19 protein-coding genes, 2 pseudogenes and 1 other annotated feature (1 of these 22 running past the window's edge) are annotated in these 17,897 nt (G+C 40.7%); of the genes and pseudogenes, 16 read left to right on the top strand and 5 right to left on the bottom strand.

The genetic code is table 11. The annotated features are described in order from the left end of the window. Nucleotides 1-69 precede the first annotated feature (69 nt). Nucleotides 70-165: pseudogene (locus tag LPB68_RS23850) on the top strand (transposase-like zinc-binding domain-containing protein); the annotation flags it as partial. Between the two features lie 42 nt (nucleotides 166-207). On the opposite strand, the pseudogene LPB68_RS05800 reads toward LPB68_RS23850, so the two are convergent. Continuing rightward, nucleotides 208-1,331 (bottom strand): annotated as a pseudogene (locus tag LPB68_RS05800) (IS3 family transposase). A 124-nt stretch (nucleotides 1,332-1,455) separates the two neighbouring features. Beyond that, complete coding sequence (locus tag LPB68_RS05790) at nucleotides 1,456-1,689, bottom strand: hypothetical protein (RefSeq protein WP_068658888.1); 234 nt, start codon at nucleotides 1,687-1,689, stop codon at nucleotides 1,456-1,458. Between the two features lie 288 nt (nucleotides 1,690-1,977). Here LPB68_RS05790 and sigK point away from each other — a divergent pair, with 288 nt between their 5' ends. The 3 genes from sigK to LPB68_RS05775 all read left to right on the top strand — a co-directional run bounded on the left by sigK (nucleotide 1,978) and on the right by LPB68_RS05775 (nucleotide 4,391). Next, nucleotides 1,978-2,679, top strand: a complete 702-nt coding sequence (gene sigK, locus LPB68_RS05785; protein WP_071193205.1) for an RNA polymerase sporulation sigma factor SigK — start codon at nucleotides 1,978-1,980, stop codon at nucleotides 2,677-2,679. A 147-nt stretch (nucleotides 2,680-2,826) separates the two neighbouring features. Then, nucleotides 2,827-3,675 carry an ATP-binding cassette domain-containing protein gene (locus LPB68_RS05780; RefSeq protein WP_068659327.1) on the top strand — a complete coding sequence of 283 codons (849 nt, stop codon included), beginning with the start codon at nucleotides 2,827-2,829 and terminating at the stop codon, nucleotides 3,673-3,675. Then, nucleotides 3,672-4,391: a hypothetical protein gene (locus LPB68_RS05775; protein ID WP_068659329.1), complete on the top strand. Its 720-nt coding sequence runs from the start codon at nucleotides 3,672-3,674 to the stop codon at nucleotides 4,389-4,391. Before LPB68_RS05780 ends, LPB68_RS05775 begins: the two co-directional genes overlap by 4 nt. A gap of 123 nt (nucleotides 4,392-4,514) precedes the next feature. Here LPB68_RS05775 and LPB68_RS05770 read toward each other — a convergent pair whose 3' ends face one another. Next, complete coding sequence (locus tag LPB68_RS05770) at nucleotides 4,515-5,588, bottom strand: M42 family metallopeptidase (RefSeq protein ID WP_068659331.1); 1,074 nt, start codon at nucleotides 5,586-5,588, stop codon at nucleotides 4,515-4,517. A 421-nt stretch (nucleotides 5,589-6,009) separates the two neighbouring features. Here LPB68_RS05770 and LPB68_RS05765 point away from each other — a divergent pair, with 421 nt between their 5' ends. From LPB68_RS05765 to LPB68_RS05710, 12 genes are all read left to right on the top strand, one after another. Next, the gene (locus LPB68_RS05765; RefSeq protein ID WP_068659333.1) at nucleotides 6,010-6,969 is read left to right on the top strand and encodes an AAA family ATPase; all 960 of its coding nucleotides are present in this window, start codon (nucleotides 6,010-6,012) and stop codon (nucleotides 6,967-6,969) included. A gap of 5 nt (nucleotides 6,970-6,974) precedes the next feature. Continuing rightward, entirely contained in the window at nucleotides 6,975-8,231 is a 1,257-nt protein-coding gene (locus LPB68_RS05760) for a DUF58 domain-containing protein (protein ID WP_418303818.1), read from the top strand. Continuing rightward, entirely contained in the window at nucleotides 8,218-10,425 is a 2,208-nt protein-coding gene (locus LPB68_RS05755) for a DUF4129 domain-containing transglutaminase family protein (protein ID WP_068659337.1), read from the top strand. Before LPB68_RS05760 ends, LPB68_RS05755 begins: the two co-directional genes overlap by 14 nt. 102 nt (nucleotides 10,426-10,527) lie before the next feature. Then, nucleotides 10,528-11,049, top strand: coding sequence for a YqeG family HAD IIIA-type phosphatase (locus LPB68_RS05750; RefSeq protein ID WP_068659339.1), 522 nt, complete (start codon nucleotides 10,528-10,530; stop codon nucleotides 11,047-11,049). A gap of 2 nt (nucleotides 11,050-11,051) precedes the next feature. Then, complete coding sequence (yqeH, locus tag LPB68_RS05745; protein WP_068659341.1) at nucleotides 11,052-12,179, top strand: ribosome biogenesis GTPase YqeH; 1,128 nt, start codon at nucleotides 11,052-11,054, stop codon at nucleotides 12,177-12,179. Between the two features lie 77 nt (nucleotides 12,180-12,256). Beyond that, on the top strand, nucleotides 12,257-13,150 hold the full coding sequence (aroE, locus tag LPB68_RS05740) for a shikimate dehydrogenase (RefSeq protein ID WP_068659343.1): 894 nt from the start codon (nucleotides 12,257-12,259) through the stop codon (nucleotides 13,148-13,150). Nucleotides 13,151-13,172: 22 nt separating this feature from the next. Continuing rightward, nucleotides 13,173-13,463: a ribosome assembly RNA-binding protein YhbY gene (gene yhbY, locus LPB68_RS05735; RefSeq protein ID WP_068659345.1), complete on the top strand. Its 291-nt coding sequence runs from the start codon at nucleotides 13,173-13,175 to the stop codon at nucleotides 13,461-13,463. Between the two features lie 17 nt (nucleotides 13,464-13,480). Then, nucleotides 13,481-14,071, top strand: a complete 591-nt coding sequence (locus tag LPB68_RS05730) for a nicotinate-nucleotide adenylyltransferase (RefSeq protein ID WP_068659347.1) — start codon at nucleotides 13,481-13,483, stop codon at nucleotides 14,069-14,071. After that, on the top strand, nucleotides 14,055-14,633 hold the full coding sequence (gene yqeK, locus LPB68_RS05725; protein WP_068659349.1) for a bis(5'-nucleosyl)-tetraphosphatase (symmetrical) YqeK: 579 nt from the start codon (nucleotides 14,055-14,057) through the stop codon (nucleotides 14,631-14,633). Before LPB68_RS05730 ends, yqeK begins: the two co-directional genes overlap by 17 nt. Further along, on the top strand, nucleotides 14,630-14,986 hold the full coding sequence (rsfS, locus tag LPB68_RS05720; RefSeq protein WP_068659351.1) for a ribosome silencing factor: 357 nt from the start codon (nucleotides 14,630-14,632) through the stop codon (nucleotides 14,984-14,986). Before yqeK ends, rsfS begins: the two co-directional genes overlap by 4 nt. Beyond that, nucleotides 14,983-15,891, top strand: a complete 909-nt coding sequence (locus LPB68_RS05715) for a CvfB family protein (RefSeq protein WP_068659353.1) — start codon at nucleotides 14,983-14,985, stop codon at nucleotides 15,889-15,891. The genes rsfS and LPB68_RS05715 overlap by 4 nt, the downstream gene beginning before the upstream one ends. A gap of 43 nt (nucleotides 15,892-15,934) precedes the next feature. After that, a complete protein-coding gene (locus LPB68_RS05710; RefSeq protein ID WP_068659355.1) occupies nucleotides 15,935-16,705 on the top strand; it encodes a class I SAM-dependent DNA methyltransferase in 771 nt (256 codons plus the stop codon). A 103-nt stretch (nucleotides 16,706-16,808) separates the two neighbouring features. On the opposite strand, the gene LPB68_RS05705 is transcribed toward LPB68_RS05710, so the two are convergent. Together LPB68_RS05705 and LPB68_RS05700 are read right to left on the bottom strand one after the other, a co-directional pair. Next, nucleotides 16,809-17,321: a DUF3231 family protein gene (locus LPB68_RS05705; protein ID WP_068659358.1), complete on the bottom strand. Its 513-nt coding sequence runs from the start codon at nucleotides 17,319-17,321 to the stop codon at nucleotides 16,809-16,811. A gap of 193 nt (nucleotides 17,322-17,514) precedes the next feature. Continuing rightward, nucleotides 17,515-17,673, bottom strand: coding sequence for an asparagine synthase (locus tag LPB68_RS05700; protein WP_068659360.1), 159 nt, complete (start codon nucleotides 17,671-17,673; stop codon nucleotides 17,515-17,517). 158 nt (nucleotides 17,674-17,831) lie between these two features. Beyond that, nucleotides 17,832-17,897, top strand: a binding site (T-box leader); it runs 156 nt beyond the window's last position.

Genomic DNA, 17,897 nt, shown 5'->3' with positions numbered 1-17,897 from the left:
ATTAGAGCCAGTTGCTTTTTCCTTAGCAAGAAAATTAAAAAGGTTAATGATCAGGGGTTGCTTAGTGATATTCGAGAAACAAAGTTCTCGGGTGGTTTGGCTTGCCTTCATTGTGGAAGCAGGAGTGTGAAGCGTAACGGTAAGTACCGTGGTCGCTATCGATACTGGACCTCTATCAATAGACTGGACACAAAAAGAAAGACTATATTAGGCGGATAGGGACAAGAAATCTTCCATCTGCTGGGGAGTTTTATACCCAATAGCAGAATGAATGCGATTACGATTATAGCGACCCTCTATATATTGGAATAGCCTTATACGAGCATCTTCAAATGAAGTAAAGACCGTTCGATAGACCCTTTCCATCTTTAATATGGCATGGAAACTTTCAATGGGAGCATTATCATAGGGACAACCCTTGGCCGAAAAGGACTGCCTTATTCACAGTGCCTTGAGCTCTTTTCGATACTCATGACTCGTATATTGACTGTGCCTCGATCTAAATGGAGGATAACTCCCTTAGCAGGCTTCTGAGTGGATACAGATTGATGAAGTGCAGATAACACACAGGCTTTATCCATTGTTTCACTGAAACACCAACCAACAATTTTTTTTGTAGATAAGTCCATAATCGAAGCTAAATAGCACCAACCCTTATTAAGAACGTGGATATAGGTGATGTCACTTACCCATTTGTTATTTCTCTTACTTACCTTAAAGTCTCGCTTCAAGAGGTTTTCGCCTGTAGGGTCTGTATTTTTTGATCACCACAGGTCGGAGTCCCAGGCTTCTCATAATCCGTTGTACTCGTTTCTCACTTACTTTAAATGAGAGTTGTAGGTTAAGAAGTTCTTCTCTAATTTTAGGCGCTCCATAGACACCATCTTGTTCGTGATAGATCCGGATGATCTCTTGTCTCAACTGATTGTTCTCTTGCTTCAAGCGACCTTCAGGGCGTTTTTGAGTACAGTAATAGTAGCTGCTACGTCCAATCCCTAGCACCTGACACAACTTACTTTTGCTATGTTTGTCAGATTGGGATACGGCTACATCCACAACCTCACGAACACTTATCTTTTGGCGAATATGGTCATAGCTTTTTTTAGGATCTCGTTTTCCTCTTCAAGTTCTTTAATTCTGGAATTGAACTTTTTGACCTCTACGACGGAGATCTGTTCTTTGTCTACATTACCTTCATTAATCCATTTGTAAATCGCCGTTTTGCTTAGACCATATTCGCTCATAATTTCGGATGCTGTTTTCCCTTTACGATGGAGTTCAACGATCATTGCTTTGAACTCATCACTATATCTTCCTTGCTTGGTTCCCATAGTTGGACACAACCTTTCAATATTATTTTAGCAGTCCTCCTTTTTGTGTCCACTACTTTATACTAGCTCCAACCCGATCTTCCTATCTATTGTGTACAGCTAGTTGTTGATTTACACGTACCTGTCATTGATGAGATGTTCGCGTACTATGAAATAATAGTACAAGTAAATGAGGGAACTTCTCTAAGCAATAGATTGGTGGAGTATCAATATGAATTTCTAAGTCTTCATGAATGTAACTTAAAAACTGATCAAAGAACTGTTGGAGTAAAGATACTAGTTGTTCTCCTTTATCATTTAGTATTTGGTAAGTAGTTACATTCATACTAATAGCCTTAGAGTAGACGATTTCTTCCATGATTGATCCTTCGTTAACATATTAAAAAAATAGGATTATAAAAATACCGAAATATACTTTAACTGTCGATATAAGAAACCCTATCGTAATAAAATGAAATTGTAAATAAGTTAATAATAGATAAAGTCTTCATACCCAATGGAGGCTTTATTTTATATCCTCGTTTTCCCGTACATGCACTTCTAGGCCGTCGCCCACATAGACTAAAGAACAGACTTCAATGTTCGTCTAGATCGGGGGCCAGTGGCTTCCTGTCTAATGGAAACCAACTTGGGGGTGTTCGGTTCAATGCCTGGATTGATCTCAGCGATTGCGCTGTTTGTTAAACAGCTAACACTACTGGTCTCGTACGTCAAGAATAATGCCTTTCCCCAGCCACTATCCGAAAAGGATGAGAGCAAATACTTACAATTAATGGCCGAAGGGGACGGCTACGCACGTAATATGCTTATTGAACATAACTTGCGGTTGGTAGCGCATATCGTTAAGAAGTTTGACAACACAGGAGAGGATCTCGAGGATCTGATCTCCATCGGAACCATCGGACTAATCAAAGGAATTGAAAGTTTTCAAACGGGTAAAGGGACGAAATTAGCTACATTCGCTGCACGGTGTATTGAAAACGAAATCTTAATGCACTTGAGATCTCTCAAGAAAACTCGCAAGGACGTATCGCTACACGATCCTATAGGAACCGATAAAGAAGGAAACGAAATCACTCTTATCGACATTCTGGGTAGTGAAGCAGATGACGTGGCAGATCTAGTTCAATTGAAGATTGAAAAAAGTAAAGTGTATCGTAATCTGGATATTTTAGATCCGCGCGAACAGGAAGTCATCAAAGGGCGGTTCGGACTCGAGCAGAGTGGAGAAGAACGGACACAAAGAGAAATTGCAAAAGAACTTGGGATTAGTCGGAGTTATGTTTCGAGGATAGAGAAAAGGGCATTGATGAAGTTGTATCATGAGTTTTATAAGGCGAAGCGGTGAGTATATGACCTTAAGGGCAGCAACTATTTGCAGTCCTTTTTCTTTTGTAGTAAGAAGCCGATTCGATTTTGTTATATGATAATTGAAATTTTCTATATCTGACCTCTCATGTATTATTATGGTAATATGGAGAACGAGGTGGTAAAGTTGAACTCGGATTCTTTGGTTACTTTGAATAATATTACTAAGCAATATGATAAACGAACAGTTCTTTCGTCTATATCGATGACTATAAATCAAGGAGAAAGCATTATTCTTAGGGGTAGCAATGGATCGGGAAAAAGTACTCTTCTAAAAATATTTGCAGGTCTTATTAATCCCACTTCAGGGGAAAGGGAACTGAGGAACTCAAAATTAATAATTGGCTATACACCTGATCGGATGTCTAAACTAAAGATGACATCGACGGAATACTTGACCCACATGGGTAAGATAGCCGGGATTTCCAATAAACAACTCGACCTTCGCATTAAGGAGTTGCATGAACTATTTAATCTTGAGCCAATAAAAAGTCCAAATATGTTGCACTATTCTAAGGGAATGTTGCAAAAGGTAAACTTGATGCAGGCCTCCCTTAAAGTGCCAGACTTGCTCGTTCTGGACGAGCCCTTTTCGGGATTGGATACAGAGTCTATAGAGCATCTTCTTACTTCTCTAAAAAATTTAAGAGGGCAGGGGACAGCGATTTTAGCGGCGGTACACGATCCCCTCTTGGCTAAACAATTAATAAGCCGTACCTTCTGGATTCGTCAAGGCCGCCTACTAGAGGGAACAGAACAGTCTTTAAAGTTTACTGCATTTTACGAACTTGAATGCCAGTTTAATCAACGGGTTCATTTTGAGCTTACAACCTCTTTTCCAGAGGTCATCTGGACATTAGAAGACAAAGGTTACAGGTATACTATTTTCGAGGAGGATTACCGAGATTTTGTACTAATGTTATTGAATAATGGCGGCGTAATCATCTACCTTAGACGAAGGGATGCGCTATCATGACCTCACTTATCTATTTTTTACATATCTGTTTTATGCGTTCATATCGTTATGGGCCACCAACTGTTGTTTTTATGCTTGGACTTATTTTTGTATATAGTATGGTTCCTAATCCCGTTATGGATAGTTATGCATTTACAACATCTTTCTTATTTATTGTATCTGCATCGCTGTGTTACTCGATTATTGATATCGAGACTCCAAATCAGGAATTGGTAACCGTACTTCACTCAGGCAGTTTGCTAAAGCTATATATTTCCAAGATGCTTTATAGTTGGGGTTTTACTTTCCCTCTTACTATTTTTGCAGTTTTTTATCCTGCAGTTTTTCATAAATTTGATAGGAACCCAACGTTGGAAGAGTTATTTATGGCGGTTGGATATCATTCGGCTGTAGCGTGGCTTGGGGTTTCATTAGCTTGCTGGTTTACTGTCAAGTTGTTTCGTTCCCGTCTTTTATCCTTTTTAATGCTGTGTCTTGTCATTACAATCTCTTTTAGTGCACAGGGAATTGAGAATTCACTTCCTGAAGGGTGGAGTAAGCTCTCCATCCTGCTTCCACCATTACAACGTTCAATATATGTACTTTCTCATTACGATGAAATCATGTTTACGATGAAAATTTCTGCTATTGGAGTCATTTTCTTATACGGAACTGTCTTAAGTCTAGTATTCCTAATTGTAATGAATAAGCGTAAACTGGATTCTCCAAAAACCTAAGTATGGGAAGATGACTCATACTCTTTGATAGAAATTGTATATTAGCTCACAAAAAGATCCGATAGCAGCTCAAAAGCTACTATCGGATCTTTCTATATGAATGTTCATTCCTTGTCCCACTTCTTAACTTCGTTCAAGGATTGTATTCAAGGTCGTACGATCAAGATTTTTCACTAATGTAATCAATAATTCCTTCGCTGCATCATAATCATCAGTATGGATGATCGATGAAGATGTGTGGATATAGCGAGAACAAATTCCGATGACGGTAGAAGGTACACCGATACCGCTTAGATGAACTTGCCCTGCATCTGTACCTCCTGGTGAAACGAAATATTGATATTTAATTTTGTGGGTCTCTGCTGTATCTTGTACGTATTCAACAAGACCACGGTGCGTAAGCATACTAGGGTCAAAGATTCGCAACAACGCACCTTGACCGAGATGTCCGAAAGCTTGTTTATCACCTGTCATGTCATTGGCTGCACTAGCATCTAGAGCAAAGAAGATGTCTGGTTGGATCAAGTTAGCTGAAGTACGCGCCCCTCGTAAACCTAATTCCTCTTGCACGGTCGCACCAACATACAATGTATTAGGAAGTTTTTCCTTGTGGAGTGCTTCTAAACATTCAATGGCTAGACCTAGACCATAGCGATTATCCCATGCTTTAGCCATGATTTTCTTAGGGTTAGCGAGTGGTGTGAAATCACAGATCGGTACAATTTGTTGTCCTGGATGAATTCCGAAGGACTCTGCTTCTTCTTGGTTATCAGCACCAATATCAAGATACATCGATTTAATATCTACAGGTTTGCTACGTTGAGCTTCATCTAGTAGATGAGTTGGAGTGGAGCCAACTACTCCAATAATTGAGTCATTGTCTGTAATAATCCGCAGACGTTGCGCTAAGACTGCTTGGCTCCACCATCCTCCAAGTGGTTGAAAGCGGATCATACCACTTGGCGTAATGCCAGTTACGATAAACCCAACCTCATCGAAGTGGCCAGCAACCATCACTTTAGGACCATTCTCATCCCCACGAAGTACACCAAAGAGACTTCCAAGTCTGTCTTGCACAAACTCTTCTGTATATGAAGACATGGCTTCTTTTACCCAAGCACGCAATTCTCTTTCAAACCCTGATGCGGCTGGAAATTCTGTTAATTGACGAAATAAATCCATTGTTTCTTGGTTCATGAAAGTAAACTTCCTTTCGATCATATATGTTTTTCTATGTCTTAGTATGAACTTTGTATTGTTGATTGTCCACGTCCAAACAATCTAGACATGCACGATTCTGGTGTAGAACGAATAACATGACATTGGGTGTATACTACGTACTGAGCAATAGAAAGGAGCACATATCATGGAGTTAACGTTGAAAAAACGTATTGTGATCTATGTGTTGTTTATTTTGTTAGTCATTGTACTGATCTGTCTCTTTCATTAATAGCTGATATGAATTGTAGTACGCGACCGCATTCTATAATCGTCTAAAGGCGGTCGCCTGCATGTTTGGAAAGGATTACGACCTTTTTGGGAATTCTGCCTAATATACTTACATCTAATCATCATGTACAATGGATTAAATGTAAGAATTAGGAGGTTTGACTACGATATGCCCATACTTCAGGAGTCTACCCAGATTATTTCAGCTCTTCGTGTAAATTTGGAATCATGTATTTTAGGTAAATCTTTAGAGATACAATTGCTACTAACTGCTCTACTTGCAGGAGGGCATGTTCTGATTGAAGATGTTCCAGGTACGGGGAAAACTCAGTTGGTGAAGGCACTAGCCAAATCGATTCGTGGTGAATACCGACGTATTCAATGTAATCCGGATATTCTGCCAAGTGATATAACAGGTGTCTCTGTTTTTCATCCGAAAGATCAGCAATTCTATTTCCGGCCTGGGCCGGTTATGACAAATATATTACTAGTTGATGAAATTAATCGTGCTACAACAAAATCTCAATCTGCCCTTCTCGAAGTCATGGAGGAACGAAATGTTACGGTGGATGGGGAGACGCATGATCTTCCACATCCCTTTATGCTTATAGCGACACAGAATCCAATCGATTTCGAAGGGACATATATTCTTCCAGAGGCCCAGCTTGATCGCTTCATGATGAAGATCAACCTAGGATATCCCGATGTGGTTACTGAGAAGAATATCATGTTGCAGCACCAAATGGGACAACCTGTAGATCATTTAAATCCTGTTACTCATATGGAGCAGATTGCTACTATTCAGCAGGAAATTCGCCATGTGCATGTGAGTGATGTTGTCGCAGATTATATGCTTGCAATCATTCGTAAAACACGAGAACATCCATCCATCCTGCTTGGGGCTAGTCCACGAGCAACATTATCTTTTGTGCAAGCATGTAAAACCTATGCTTTCCTTCAAGAGAGAGATTATGTACTACCCGATGATATTAAGACGCTTGCTCCATATATTCTGTCCCATCGAATTCTGCTCCGACCAGAGTCACGTCTTGAGAATATCCACACACAAGCGGTCCTTCAAAGTATTATTCAACAGACACCGGTGCCAGTGGCCATGATGGAACGTTAAAAGGGGTGAATCGTATCCTAAGTGCCATAAGAAAAGGATTAAGAACACGTAGACATTGGGCGATGCTTACTGTATGGGTTGTTACGCTATTCTATCTATTATTTCAAGGAGGGAAGTTATCCTCCATGCTGTTCGGTATGAGCAGTCTATTGATGATTTACTTGCTGTTTGGTGGGTATAGCGGAGTTAGCCGAGCAACGGTAAGTCGGCGGCTTTCATTTAATGATGAACCATTTACCCTTCTACATGCTGGAGATCAAATGCAAGTGAAACTTGATTTGAATATTCCTGGATTCCTTCCATTTCCTTATATTATCGTAAGAGAAGTATTACAAAGACATGATGGTCAGTCATGGTCTTTCGAGGAAAGTGTTATTCCAAGTTTTCGCGGAACTGCACAACTTATGTTTCAGACACCTTCCTTAGAGCGAGGGAGATATCATTTTACTGATACAGTATGCATGAGCGAAGATATCTTTGGAATCATGGAACATAAAGGTGTAGTTCATGCTCCGGGTCAATTTCGCGTGATGCCACGAAGTGTCTTTATACCCTATTGGAATCTTTTTGACCGAAATTCTAGAATGGCTGGGCCTCAGACGGCCTTGTCAACATCTCGCAGAGAAACGACACAAATCAATGGCGTTCGTGATTATGTTTATGGCGATCGTTTAACAAGAATTCATTGGAATGCTACAGCGAGGACAGGAACATGGAAATCGAAAGAATTTGAACATGAATCAGTTCCCAAAACAATGCTAATTCTGGACGCAACAGCTGCACATTATGCAACAAATGAACAGTTTGAGTTAGCTGTATCTACCGTAACCTCTCTATTAGAATATGGCAATCGTGAACGAATCGGCATGGGGTTGTGTACACTGGGGAAACAATTGAATGTTTTTGTCCCAGCAGGAACTATATTAGAACGGCAAAAGATGCTACATCATTTAGTAGATATTCAAGCTGATGGAATAGGTAAATTATTTCCGAAGTTGGAATCAGCAGCACGGTTATTTCCACAAGGGTCATATTTTGTTCTTATTAGCCCAATGAAAGGACAACCTGTGATGGAATTGATTCGTTGGGCAACCTCGCATGGAATGAATCCATCTCACTTGTATGTTCAAAGTCTTAACCGTAAGGATCTTACGAATGATTGGATTTCTATACTAAGGACACGAGGGATTCTAGGGAGCTCTTTTTCTACACTTCAGGAATTACCAAGTGCAATAGGAGGGAATTCATATGACAAAGCTTAAGCATCTTTGGAGATATGATTGGTTAGCTTCGTTCACCTTCCTTTGGATTTGGATTGTTGTGAAACAGTGGTTGTCATTTACAGAACCTGTGTGGTTTGAAGAGACTACTCTATTGGTAGAAAGAACAGTTATTATCATAGCAATCATAGAAATATTGTTACCCTTGAAAAGAGTCTATCGCATACTTATAGAATGTACGCTGATACTTCTATTGCTTTACCGTACACTCATTGAATTTGCTGTGTTCAGTCCTGTAGGTGAACTGAATCATCGAATTGAACAATTTATAACTGTTTCATACCCTTATATCTGGTTTGTCCTTATTACGGCTGTATTATGTTTATTCATAGCAAAATTTATTGTGAGTAAGCTCTGGATTATTATATTTATGGGACTAAATATGATTGCATTGGCAATCTTAGATTCCTTCACATCTATCATTCTATGGGATGAAGCAGCATGGATGGCATTTGCAATGCTAGGTTGGTTGGTTAGTCATCATTTTCAGAAGTTTAAACAGAAATACCCTCAGGGTTGGAAGCATCTACTTCATTATCCTTTTGAGATGGCAGCCCATATTGTACTTGTGTTCTCTGTGATCTTTCTATTAGGTATTAATATGCCGAGTATATCGCCTATAATCACTGATCCTTACACGGTTTGGAGAGAGTGGAAAGCGAGTCCAGGTGGACCGGCACAACAAGCATTTCTTGAAGAGGTTAATGCGCAGCCCTCCATATCTGGATACAGTCGTGAAGATAATCAGCTAGGTGGCGCTTTTGAGTTCGATTATTCTTTGGTCATGACTGTTAATTCACCAAGCCGGAATTATTGGCGTGGTGAGACGAGAAGACTATATTCAGGTACTGGTTGGGAGAATGAATCAAGCGATGATTCCTATTCCAATGTTCAAGTTGGGAAATCGTTGGAGAGCGATTTGGAGCCTATAGTCCAGACGGAGGAAGTACAGCAGACGATGACACTCCTTAGTGATACGGTATATCCTGTGTTGTTTGGAGCATATCAAATTTCCTCGATTGAAACGATTAATGGTGAGCAAGCAATGAAAGGACTTCAATGGAACAGTGCGCAATCTGCACTATTTTGGAATGAACAAATGAATGATTCAACCTATCCCTCAACATACAGCATTACTTCCAAGGTTCCTATCATTCCAGTTGAGGAATTAAGTCAGCAGTCTTATGATGAACTTTATAATGAATCAATAGAAGAGGAATACTTGCAAATACCCACTGGTTTCCCTGAACGTGTTACAGAACTTGCGATTTCTGTGACACAATCAGCAGAGACACCTTACGATAAGATGGCATTGTTGCAAGCCTATCTACAAACCAATTATGAGTATACGAATACACCAGATGTTACACGTAAAATTAGTAATGATTTTGTCGATAGTTTTTTATTCGAAATTCGTGAAGGTTACTGTGACTATTTCTCAACTTCCATTGTCATGATGGCGAGGTCACTTGATATACCGGCTCGTTGGGTTAAAGGTTATGCACCGGGGAGTCAGCCTGAGATGGAAGATTTCCGGATGATGCAACAAGGCAATATGAATACTGGAGTATATACCGTTTCCAATGCGGATGCTCACTCTTGGGCAGAGGTATACTTTGGTCCCTATGGTTGGATTCCGATTGAAGCTACACCTGGTTTTAATATGCCACTTCTAACGGAATTAGATAGTGAAGAGCTGAATGAAATGAATCAACAAGAAGATCAAGAGCTATCTAATGATGAAAAAATACGATCAACAGAATCGAAGATCACTACTGCTTGGATCAAAGGAATAAGTATTACTGCAGTGACTCTTTTATTATTATGGCTCGGATATGTGGTATGGCGCTCCCGTCATTCAATGTACTTCTTATGGCTAAGACTTCGACATGGTAAGGAGTTAACTTCAGGTGAAAAAGTGGTAGTCGAGACAGAACGATGGATCGCTTACTTGCATAAACGTGGGATGAAGCGTCAAATGCATGAAACGTTGCGTGAATCTGTCATGAAGTGGCAACAATATGAACCTGCACTAGGGCCGCTATTGCAGAACCTACTTCAACTTTTTGAGAAGGCAAAGTATAGCCCTGAGTCTGTAGCTGCGGGGGAATGGCGTGAAGTTCAGAGGATTGGTAAGCAGCTTAACCTCGAATTAACAACAAAAAGAAAAATATAGCAATAACTTCGTCCTAATTACATGTGTAAAAAGGGCGGTTTTTTTTGTAATAGCGCATCATATTATGGTATAGTTTGTCGTATGAAACTGAGGTGACTGGACTTGTTTGAAATGCTGATGCCTAAATTACGGGCGAATACAGTGTTTGATATCGATTTGGAAGATCTATATGCAAAGGGATACCGGGGGATTATCACGGATTTGGACAATACGCTTGTGGGTGCCAAGGCGCCGCTTGCCCATCCTGAATTAATCGCTTGGTTTGAACTAGTGAAAAAAACAGGGTTTCAATTGATTATTGTTTCCAACAATCATCTGGCGAGAGTATCTGCTTTTGCTACGCCATTGGACATTCAATTTGTGCATGAAGCCCGGAAACCTTCACTTAAGCCTTTTCAATCGGCAATGAAGATGATGGGACTTTCGAATACAGAGACAATTATGGTAGGGGACCAAATGCTGACCGATGTGTTCGGTGGGAATCGGCTCGGGCTATTCACCGTATTAGTTCGACCCATCTCAGTTCAGGATGAAGGATGGACAACAAGAATTAATCGAAGAGTCGAGCGGATTGTGCTTAGGCGGCTTCGCAAAAAAGGATTATGGCTCGAGGAGGAACAATAAGCATGAAAGAACCTATTGGCGAGCAAGAAGCCATGAGATGCAGTGGTTGTGGGATATCGCTACAAACACAACAAACAGACTTACCCGGTTATGTACCGACTAAAGCGCTTGAACAAGAACAGATTATTTGTCAGCGTTGTTTCCGTATTAAAAATTACAATGAATCATCTTCTGTGACGGTGGATCAAGACGAATTCTTGAAGCTACTGAGCCAAATTGGCAATAAGAATGCATTAGTCATTCATATTGTGGATTTGTTCGACTTCCAAGGAAGTATGATTTCTGGATTGCAACGTTTTGTTGGTAATAACCCTGTTATTCTTGCCGTGAATAAAATTGATCTGCTTCCCAAAGTGACGAATTGGAATAAGATTAAGAACTGGGTGCAGCAACAAAGTAAAGAGAGTGGACTTAAGACGGAAGAAATCGTGCTTTGTAGCGCGAAGAAGAACCAAGGATTTGACCGATTGCTTGAGACCATAGCAACGTACCGTGGAGATCGGGATGTCTATGTTGTTGGGGCAACTAATGTCGGCAAATCAACTCTGATTAATCGTCTCATTAGAGATTATAGCGACTTGGAACAAGAACTAACGACCTCACGTTATCCAGGTACAACATTAGATATGGTTAATATTCCTCTTGATGATGGTCATCACATTATCGATACACCAGGTATTGTATACCCATGGCGTTTCAGTGAGCTTGTGAGCCGTGAGGATCTTGGAGCGACGATGCCAGAGAATCCATTGAAACCGATGGTATATCAATTGAATGAAGGTCAGACCCTTTTCTTTGGGGCTATGGCTCGTTTTGACTTTGTCAAAGGTGATCGGCAATCGTTCACTTGTTTCCTCAGTCCTAAGACAGGAATTCATCGTACGAAGTTAGAACGTGCTGATTCGTTATACGAAGAACATGCAGGAGAAATGCTCACCCCACCTAATAAAGAGAATTTAACGAAACTTCCCGAGTGGACGAGACATGAATTTAGTATTAAAAAGGGTGCTTATTCCGATGTGTTTATTTCGGGTCTTGGTTGGATCAAGATTAATAGTGATCAAGGTGCCATAATCGCAATCCATGCGCCACGTGGTGTTAAAGTATTAACAAGACCTTCCCTGATCTAAGCGTTATCGTAAGATAGCGATAGGGATGAACGGATGGTCATATTGAATATTTAGCAGAGAGGTGGTGGAATAGGCTTATGTTATGGAGCAATTTATCTTCAGAACATAATAACTCTTTGCGCCTTGCGGTGATTGGGGATCCTATTGCTCACTCGAAATCTCCAGTGATGCATAATGCTGCCCTGGCTTCGCTTGGATTGAAAGGGGAATATATCCCTCTACATGTGAGCCCTCGAGAATTGGGTCCAGCCATTACACGAATGAAAGATCTGGGCTTCCGAGGGATTAACGTTACCATTCCTCATAAATTAGATGTGATGGCTTACGTTGATCGATTGGATGAATCCGCTGAGATCATTGGTGCAGTGAATACTATTGTGAACGAGAACGGGTACCTTACAGGGTATAACACGGATGGAATCGGATATGTTCGTTCGTTAAAAGAAGAGACTCGTGTCCGTCTAAAAGACAAATCAATCATAGTATTAGGAGCCGGTGGTGCGGCGCGTGGTATTGTTCACACATTAGCTCAAGAAGAACCCAAGCGTATTGTCATAGCTAACCGTACGGAGGACAAGGCCATTCAATTAGCAAAAGAGTGGAGTTCAATAGCTAATATTTCGGGTGTTTCTATAGATGAGGCCAAGTCTTACATGTCAAGTATGGACATCGTAATTAATACGACCTCTATTGGAATGCACCCACACACAGCTCATTCGCCAATCGATCCAGTATCAATACCTCCTGGCATTATCGTCAGCGACTTGATCTATAATCCGCTCATGACTGAATTGTTGAAGAAAAGTCATGAGAGAGGTTGCATCACCCACGGTGGACTAGGGATGTTTGTGAACCAAGGAGCATACGCCCTGGAGTATTGGACTGGGTTACCTGCACCAATTGAGATAATGAGAGAAGCCGTGTTGAAGAGTCTTCAACATGAAGCTGTAAATGTACAAGAGAATAATTGAATTGAAGGAGTTTGGATATTACATGTTAAACGGAAAGCAGAAACGTTATTTACGTTCACTAGCACATCATTTGAATCCTGTATTTCAAGTGGGTAAGAATGGAACTAATGATCACTTGATTCAGCATATTGTTGAAGCGATTGAGAAGAGAGAACTTATGAAAGTCACAGTATTGAACACTTGCCTTGAAGACCGTAATGAAATTGGAGCTGAATTGGCTGAAAAGTCTGGCGCTGAATTGGTTCAGGTTATCGGGAAAGTGATTGTATTATATAAAGAGTCAAAAGATAACAAAGAAATTCAACTGCCATAAGTAGGGGAGGATTCAGCATGAAGATCGGAATCATGGGGGGGACCTTTGATCCGCTTCATATCGGCCACTTGCTCGCAGCGGAATCTGCAAGAGATGCTTATGAACTTGATGAGGTCTGGTTCATGCCAAGCCACATTCCTCCACACAAGGATAAGGCTGGAGCGACGGGTGAGGAACGACTAGCTATGGTAACTGAAGCTATAAAGGGTCATTCATCCTTCCGGACTTTAGATATTGAAGTGGAAAGAGGAGGCATATCTTATACCATTAATACGATAGAAGAGCTGAAGATTACTTATCCAGCATTTGACTTCTATTTTATTATTGGGGCAGATATGGTTAATTACTTACCTCACTGGGATCGGATTGAGGATTTATCCCAGCTGATAACGTTTATCGGGGTGGGTCGCCCAGGTTCACCACTGGATCTGAATGCATTACCATCCTACTTACAATCAAAAGTACTACTTGCGGATATGCCGCTTGTAGATATTTCATCTTCTGATATTAGGGAAAAAGCGGAGGCAGGGCATTCAATCCGCTATATGGTTCCGGAAGTTGTGTATGATTATATCGTAAGGAGCGGAATTTATGGGATACAGCCGTGATGAGCTTATTGAAGCAGTATCTGCTCAAATGCCTGCTAAACGTTGGCAGCACACCCAGGGTGTTATGGAGTCCGCAGTCAAGTTAGCAGAACAATATGGGGCGGATCCTGAAAAAGCTGATTTAGCTGCCATTCTGCATGATGTTGCTAAGTATTGGCCAATAGAGAAGTTAAAAGATGTTCTAGAAGAACATCAATCATCTAGTGAATTATTATTGTATAACAAGCAACTGTGGCATGCTGAAGTCGGAGCCATTGTAGCAAATCATGATTATGGAATAACGGATCTAGAAGTATTGGATGCGATCCGTTACCATACCTCAGGACGTATAGGTATGACCTTATTGGATAAGGTGGTTTGTCTGGCTGATTATATTGAACCGGGAAGAGACTTTCCCGGAGTGAATAATATTAGAAAACTAGCCAACGATAGTTTAGAAGAAGGTTTACTGGCTGGTCTTGATTCTACGATCAGTTTGTTAGTGTCACGTCGGGAAATTATATTTCCCTTAACCGTATTAGCACGTAATGATTTGATTAAGCAATTGGAGGCGAATTCATGAATCAAAAATTTATTGAACCTAAAAAGTTGTTGGATTTGGTCGTATCAAGCGCCCAAGGTAAAAAGGCTATGAATGTTGTAGCACTGGATTTAAAAGGAATTTCATTGGTTGCAGACTATTTTGTCATTTGTCATGGTAATTCCGATGTACAGGTCCAAGCTATCGCTACCGATATTCGTAAAGAAGCGATGAGCGCAGGAACAACTATTCGAGGAATCGAAGGAATGGACAGCGCACGTTGGGTACTAATGGATCTAGGTGACGTAATCGTACACATTTTCCATCGTGATGAACGTGAATTCTATAACATTGAGAAACTATGGTCTGATGCTAAAGTCGTGGAGATCGTATGAGTTTAGTTGCGGGTACAGTTGTATCACTTGAAGTGGCCCGTGAAGTATCTCCATATGGCTTTTTTCTATATGGAGATGATTTCGATGTGTTACTCCATTACACGGAGATTGTAGGAGAAATAAAACCGGGAGATATCCTAGAGGTATTTATCTTTTTCGATACGCAGGATCGCTTAGCTGCTACGATGAAAAAACCTTATTTAACATTAGGGGGATTAGCAAAACTTGTTGTGGCTGATGTTAATCCACGATTAGGATGCTTCCTCGAAATGGGACTAGGGCGCCAGCTATTATTACCTATTCGAGAATTACCAGAGATTAAAGAACTGCATCCACTTGTGGGTGATTCCGTCTTTGTTACGATGGAGCACGATAAACAAGGTCGCTTATTGGCTAAGCTAGCAGGAGAGTATGAACTTGAACCACTAACCTTTGCAGCACCTTCCTCATGGATGAATCAATGGGTAACGGCAACTGTGTATAAACCACTCCAAATGGGTACATTCGTCATTGTTGATGGCGGAGTAATTGGCTTCGGGAGTATTGGCTTAATACATTCTACAGAGCGTAACCAGATGCTTCGACTTGGTGAAGAAGTGCAAGTTCGCGTAAGTCATATTCGAGAAGATGGACGAGTGAATCTTTCCATGGCTCCTTTAAAGGAAATTGGCAGAGATCTAGACGCTGATCGAATATTGGCTACACTTAAAGATCGTCCAGGTGGAGGAATGCCTTATTCCGATGCTACTCCACCAGACATCATTAAAGAGCGATTCGGCATTAGTAAATCAGCCTTCAAACGCGCAATAGGCAAATTGCTAAAGGAAGGTCTAATAACACAAAAAGAGAATTGGACATACCTAGTAAATCCAGAGTCGAATGTGAATGAGGATGAACCATCTTAATTTAAGTATTTGAATATTATTTCATGGGAAGGGTGGTGCTAATATGTCATCCTATCGGAAATTTGCATATGTCTACGATGAGTTAATGGAGGACATGCCATACCCTGACTGGATACGCTTTGCACGAACGGCTTGGGAGAAACATGGAATGCCTCATAGCGTTGTCGAATTAGGTTGTGGAACAGGGAGTATTACGATTCCTTTAGTTAATTCTGGTTTTGAAGTTACGGGTATTGATATCTCAGCAGATATGTTGTCTGTAGCCCGTGGTAAAATGGATGGAACGCCACGCGGTAATCGTCTATATCGTGAAGGTAGTATTCGTTGGGTACAACAGGATATGAAAGAATGGGAATTGCCAGAACCCGTGGATTCCGTTATTTCTTTCTGCGATTGCGTCAATTACCTAGTTGAGGAATCTGACGTTATATCCTTGTTCGCTCGAACTTACGAAGGATTAAAGCCTGGTGGAACATTTCTATTCGATGTGCACCATCCCAATACGCTAAAAGGTTATGATGACGAGCAACCTTTTGTGCTTGATGAACGGTCCGTTTCATATATCTGGACATGTGATCTAGATGTTGAACGATGCGAGATAGAGCACCATTTACGAATCTTTGTACGTGAAGAACAAGGTGGAGATCACTATCGTCGGTTTGAAGAAATTCATATTCAGCGGGCATATGATCCTGAATGGATGAGAGTTGAGTTAGCTAAAGCTGGATTTAGTGACATCAAGATTTACGCAGATTTTGAATGGAACGAAGCGGGAGATGGCGCGCAAAGACTGTTCTATGTGGCGATTAAATAGAAATAAATAAAGCAGTCCTTCTCTTGGAGATAGGGCTGTTTTTATTAATGTTAATATAAAAGAACCCTGCCTTATTGGCAGGGTCAGAGAGAAGGTATGAGTGTTATGCTTCGACAAGTTCAGGTTTTTTCAATTGAAGTGGTGGAGGTACGATCCAACCTTTTTCCTTATTTAAATTAAGGATACGGTTACCAAGTACAGTCATCTCAGAATGAAATTTGGCAAACATAGCCCCTATATTTTCATTAATACTCATCCCCATAGCTTGGCTCGCTGAGACTAGACCCAGAGAAGCACTAGAAGCGACCGATGCAGCAATTTCTAGATCTGAGAACCTTGCTCCAACTGGGATATCTTCGAGATTCACCTTCGGGCGTTCAGGAAGTACTGGAGGTGGAGCAATGCCATTCTCCATTAAGACATCATCGCATTGTTTCATTTCTTTCTTGGATTGATTGATGAAATCTTCAATGATCTTTTTGAGATCATGATCACCTGCATGATTCAAGAAAGCTTGATAGGACGAAATCGCCGCTTTTGTCATCAAAGAGCACTGCCAAACATAGAATATTTCGCCATAATGCAAAGGTTCATCTTTTCCTGTTAAAATGCCCATAGACACTCTCCTTAGTAGTCACATTATTATTTATAAAGCATTATTTATGTTGTCCAAGTGGCTGTGAGATATGTGGGAAGTGATTCTCCAATGTTTGCTTGTTATTATGATTTGCAAAAAAAGCTATAATAAACAAGCCTTGGATCCTTTGATCCAAGGCCTGTACTTTCTGTACTCTATGTCTTTCCATTCCTTAACGATGTTCTACAAGATCAATACTTCCCAGGATGATGTGGGCAAGTCCAAAGCCTAGTACACCATATGCAGCAAGCTTATACTTGCTACCAAGTAATGCAGCACCTGACGCAGACACAACGGTTCCAAGAACTGTAGGAATCATTCCTTCGCGCATTTGAACACTCCCTTAAGTGGTTTTGGAAAGACAAGAATTAGTATCTGTTTTCCCGGATGGATTTATTCATAAGTAGCAATATTAACGTCTGATTCACACGTAGAATCAATTGACTTACTTTCTTGGGTTAGGTATAATATGATTCATCAAAATGCATATGTTAAACGTTGATGAGGAGTACTAATTTCGAAATATCATCCAGAGAGCCGGTGGTTGCTGCAAGC

Origin of the sequence: Paenibacillus crassostreae (genome assembly GCF_001857945.1) — a bacterium.
Classification (GTDB): Bacteria; Bacillota; Bacilli; order Paenibacillales; family Paenibacillaceae; genus Paenibacillus_AQ; species Paenibacillus_AQ crassostreae.
The sequence above is the reverse complement of the archived record's forward strand: the minus strand, read 5'-3'. Positions and strand labels throughout refer to the sequence as shown.

Excerpts from the sequence above, each read along its gene's own strand:
- LPB68_RS05790 (WP_068658888.1), bottom strand. The coding sequence starts at position 1,689 with ATGGAAGAAATCGTCTACTCTAAGGCTATTAGTATGAATGTAACTACT.
- sigK (WP_071193205.1), top strand. The coding sequence starts at position 1,978 with ATGCCTGGATTGATCTCAGCGATTGCGCTGTTTGTTAAACAGCTAACA.
- LPB68_RS05775 (WP_068659329.1), top strand. The coding sequence starts at position 3,672 with ATGACCTCACTTATCTATTTTTTACATATCTGTTTTATGCGTTCATAT.
- LPB68_RS05770 (WP_068659331.1), bottom strand. The coding sequence starts at position 5,588 with ATGAACCAAGAAACAATGGATTTATTTCGTCAATTAACAGAATTTCCA.
- LPB68_RS05765 (WP_068659333.1), top strand. The coding sequence starts at position 6,010 with ATGCCCATACTTCAGGAGTCTACCCAGATTATTTCAGCTCTTCGTGTA.
- LPB68_RS05755 (WP_068659337.1), top strand. The coding sequence starts at position 8,218 with ATGACAAAGCTTAAGCATCTTTGGAGATATGATTGGTTAGCTTCGTTC.
- yqeH (WP_068659341.1), top strand. The coding sequence starts at position 11,052 with ATGAAAGAACCTATTGGCGAGCAAGAAGCCATGAGATGCAGTGGTTGT.
- aroE (WP_068659343.1), top strand. The coding sequence starts at position 12,257 with ATGTTATGGAGCAATTTATCTTCAGAACATAATAACTCTTTGCGCCTT.
- yhbY (WP_068659345.1), top strand. The coding sequence starts at position 13,173 with ATGTTAAACGGAAAGCAGAAACGTTATTTACGTTCACTAGCACATCAT.
- LPB68_RS05730 (WP_068659347.1), top strand. The coding sequence starts at position 13,481 with ATGAAGATCGGAATCATGGGGGGGACCTTTGATCCGCTTCATATCGGC.
- yqeK (WP_068659349.1), top strand. The coding sequence starts at position 14,055 with ATGGGATACAGCCGTGATGAGCTTATTGAAGCAGTATCTGCTCAAATG.
- rsfS (WP_068659351.1), top strand. The coding sequence starts at position 14,630 with ATGAATCAAAAATTTATTGAACCTAAAAAGTTGTTGGATTTGGTCGTA.
- LPB68_RS05715 (WP_068659353.1), top strand. The coding sequence starts at position 14,983 with ATGAGTTTAGTTGCGGGTACAGTTGTATCACTTGAAGTGGCCCGTGAA.
- LPB68_RS05710 (WP_068659355.1), top strand. The coding sequence starts at position 15,935 with ATGTCATCCTATCGGAAATTTGCATATGTCTACGATGAGTTAATGGAG.
- LPB68_RS05705 (WP_068659358.1), bottom strand. The coding sequence starts at position 17,321 with ATGGGCATTTTAACAGGAAAAGATGAACCTTTGCATTATGGCGAAATA.
- LPB68_RS05700 (WP_068659360.1), bottom strand. The coding sequence starts at position 17,673 with ATGCGCGAAGGAATGATTCCTACAGTTCTTGGAACCGTTGTGTCTGCG.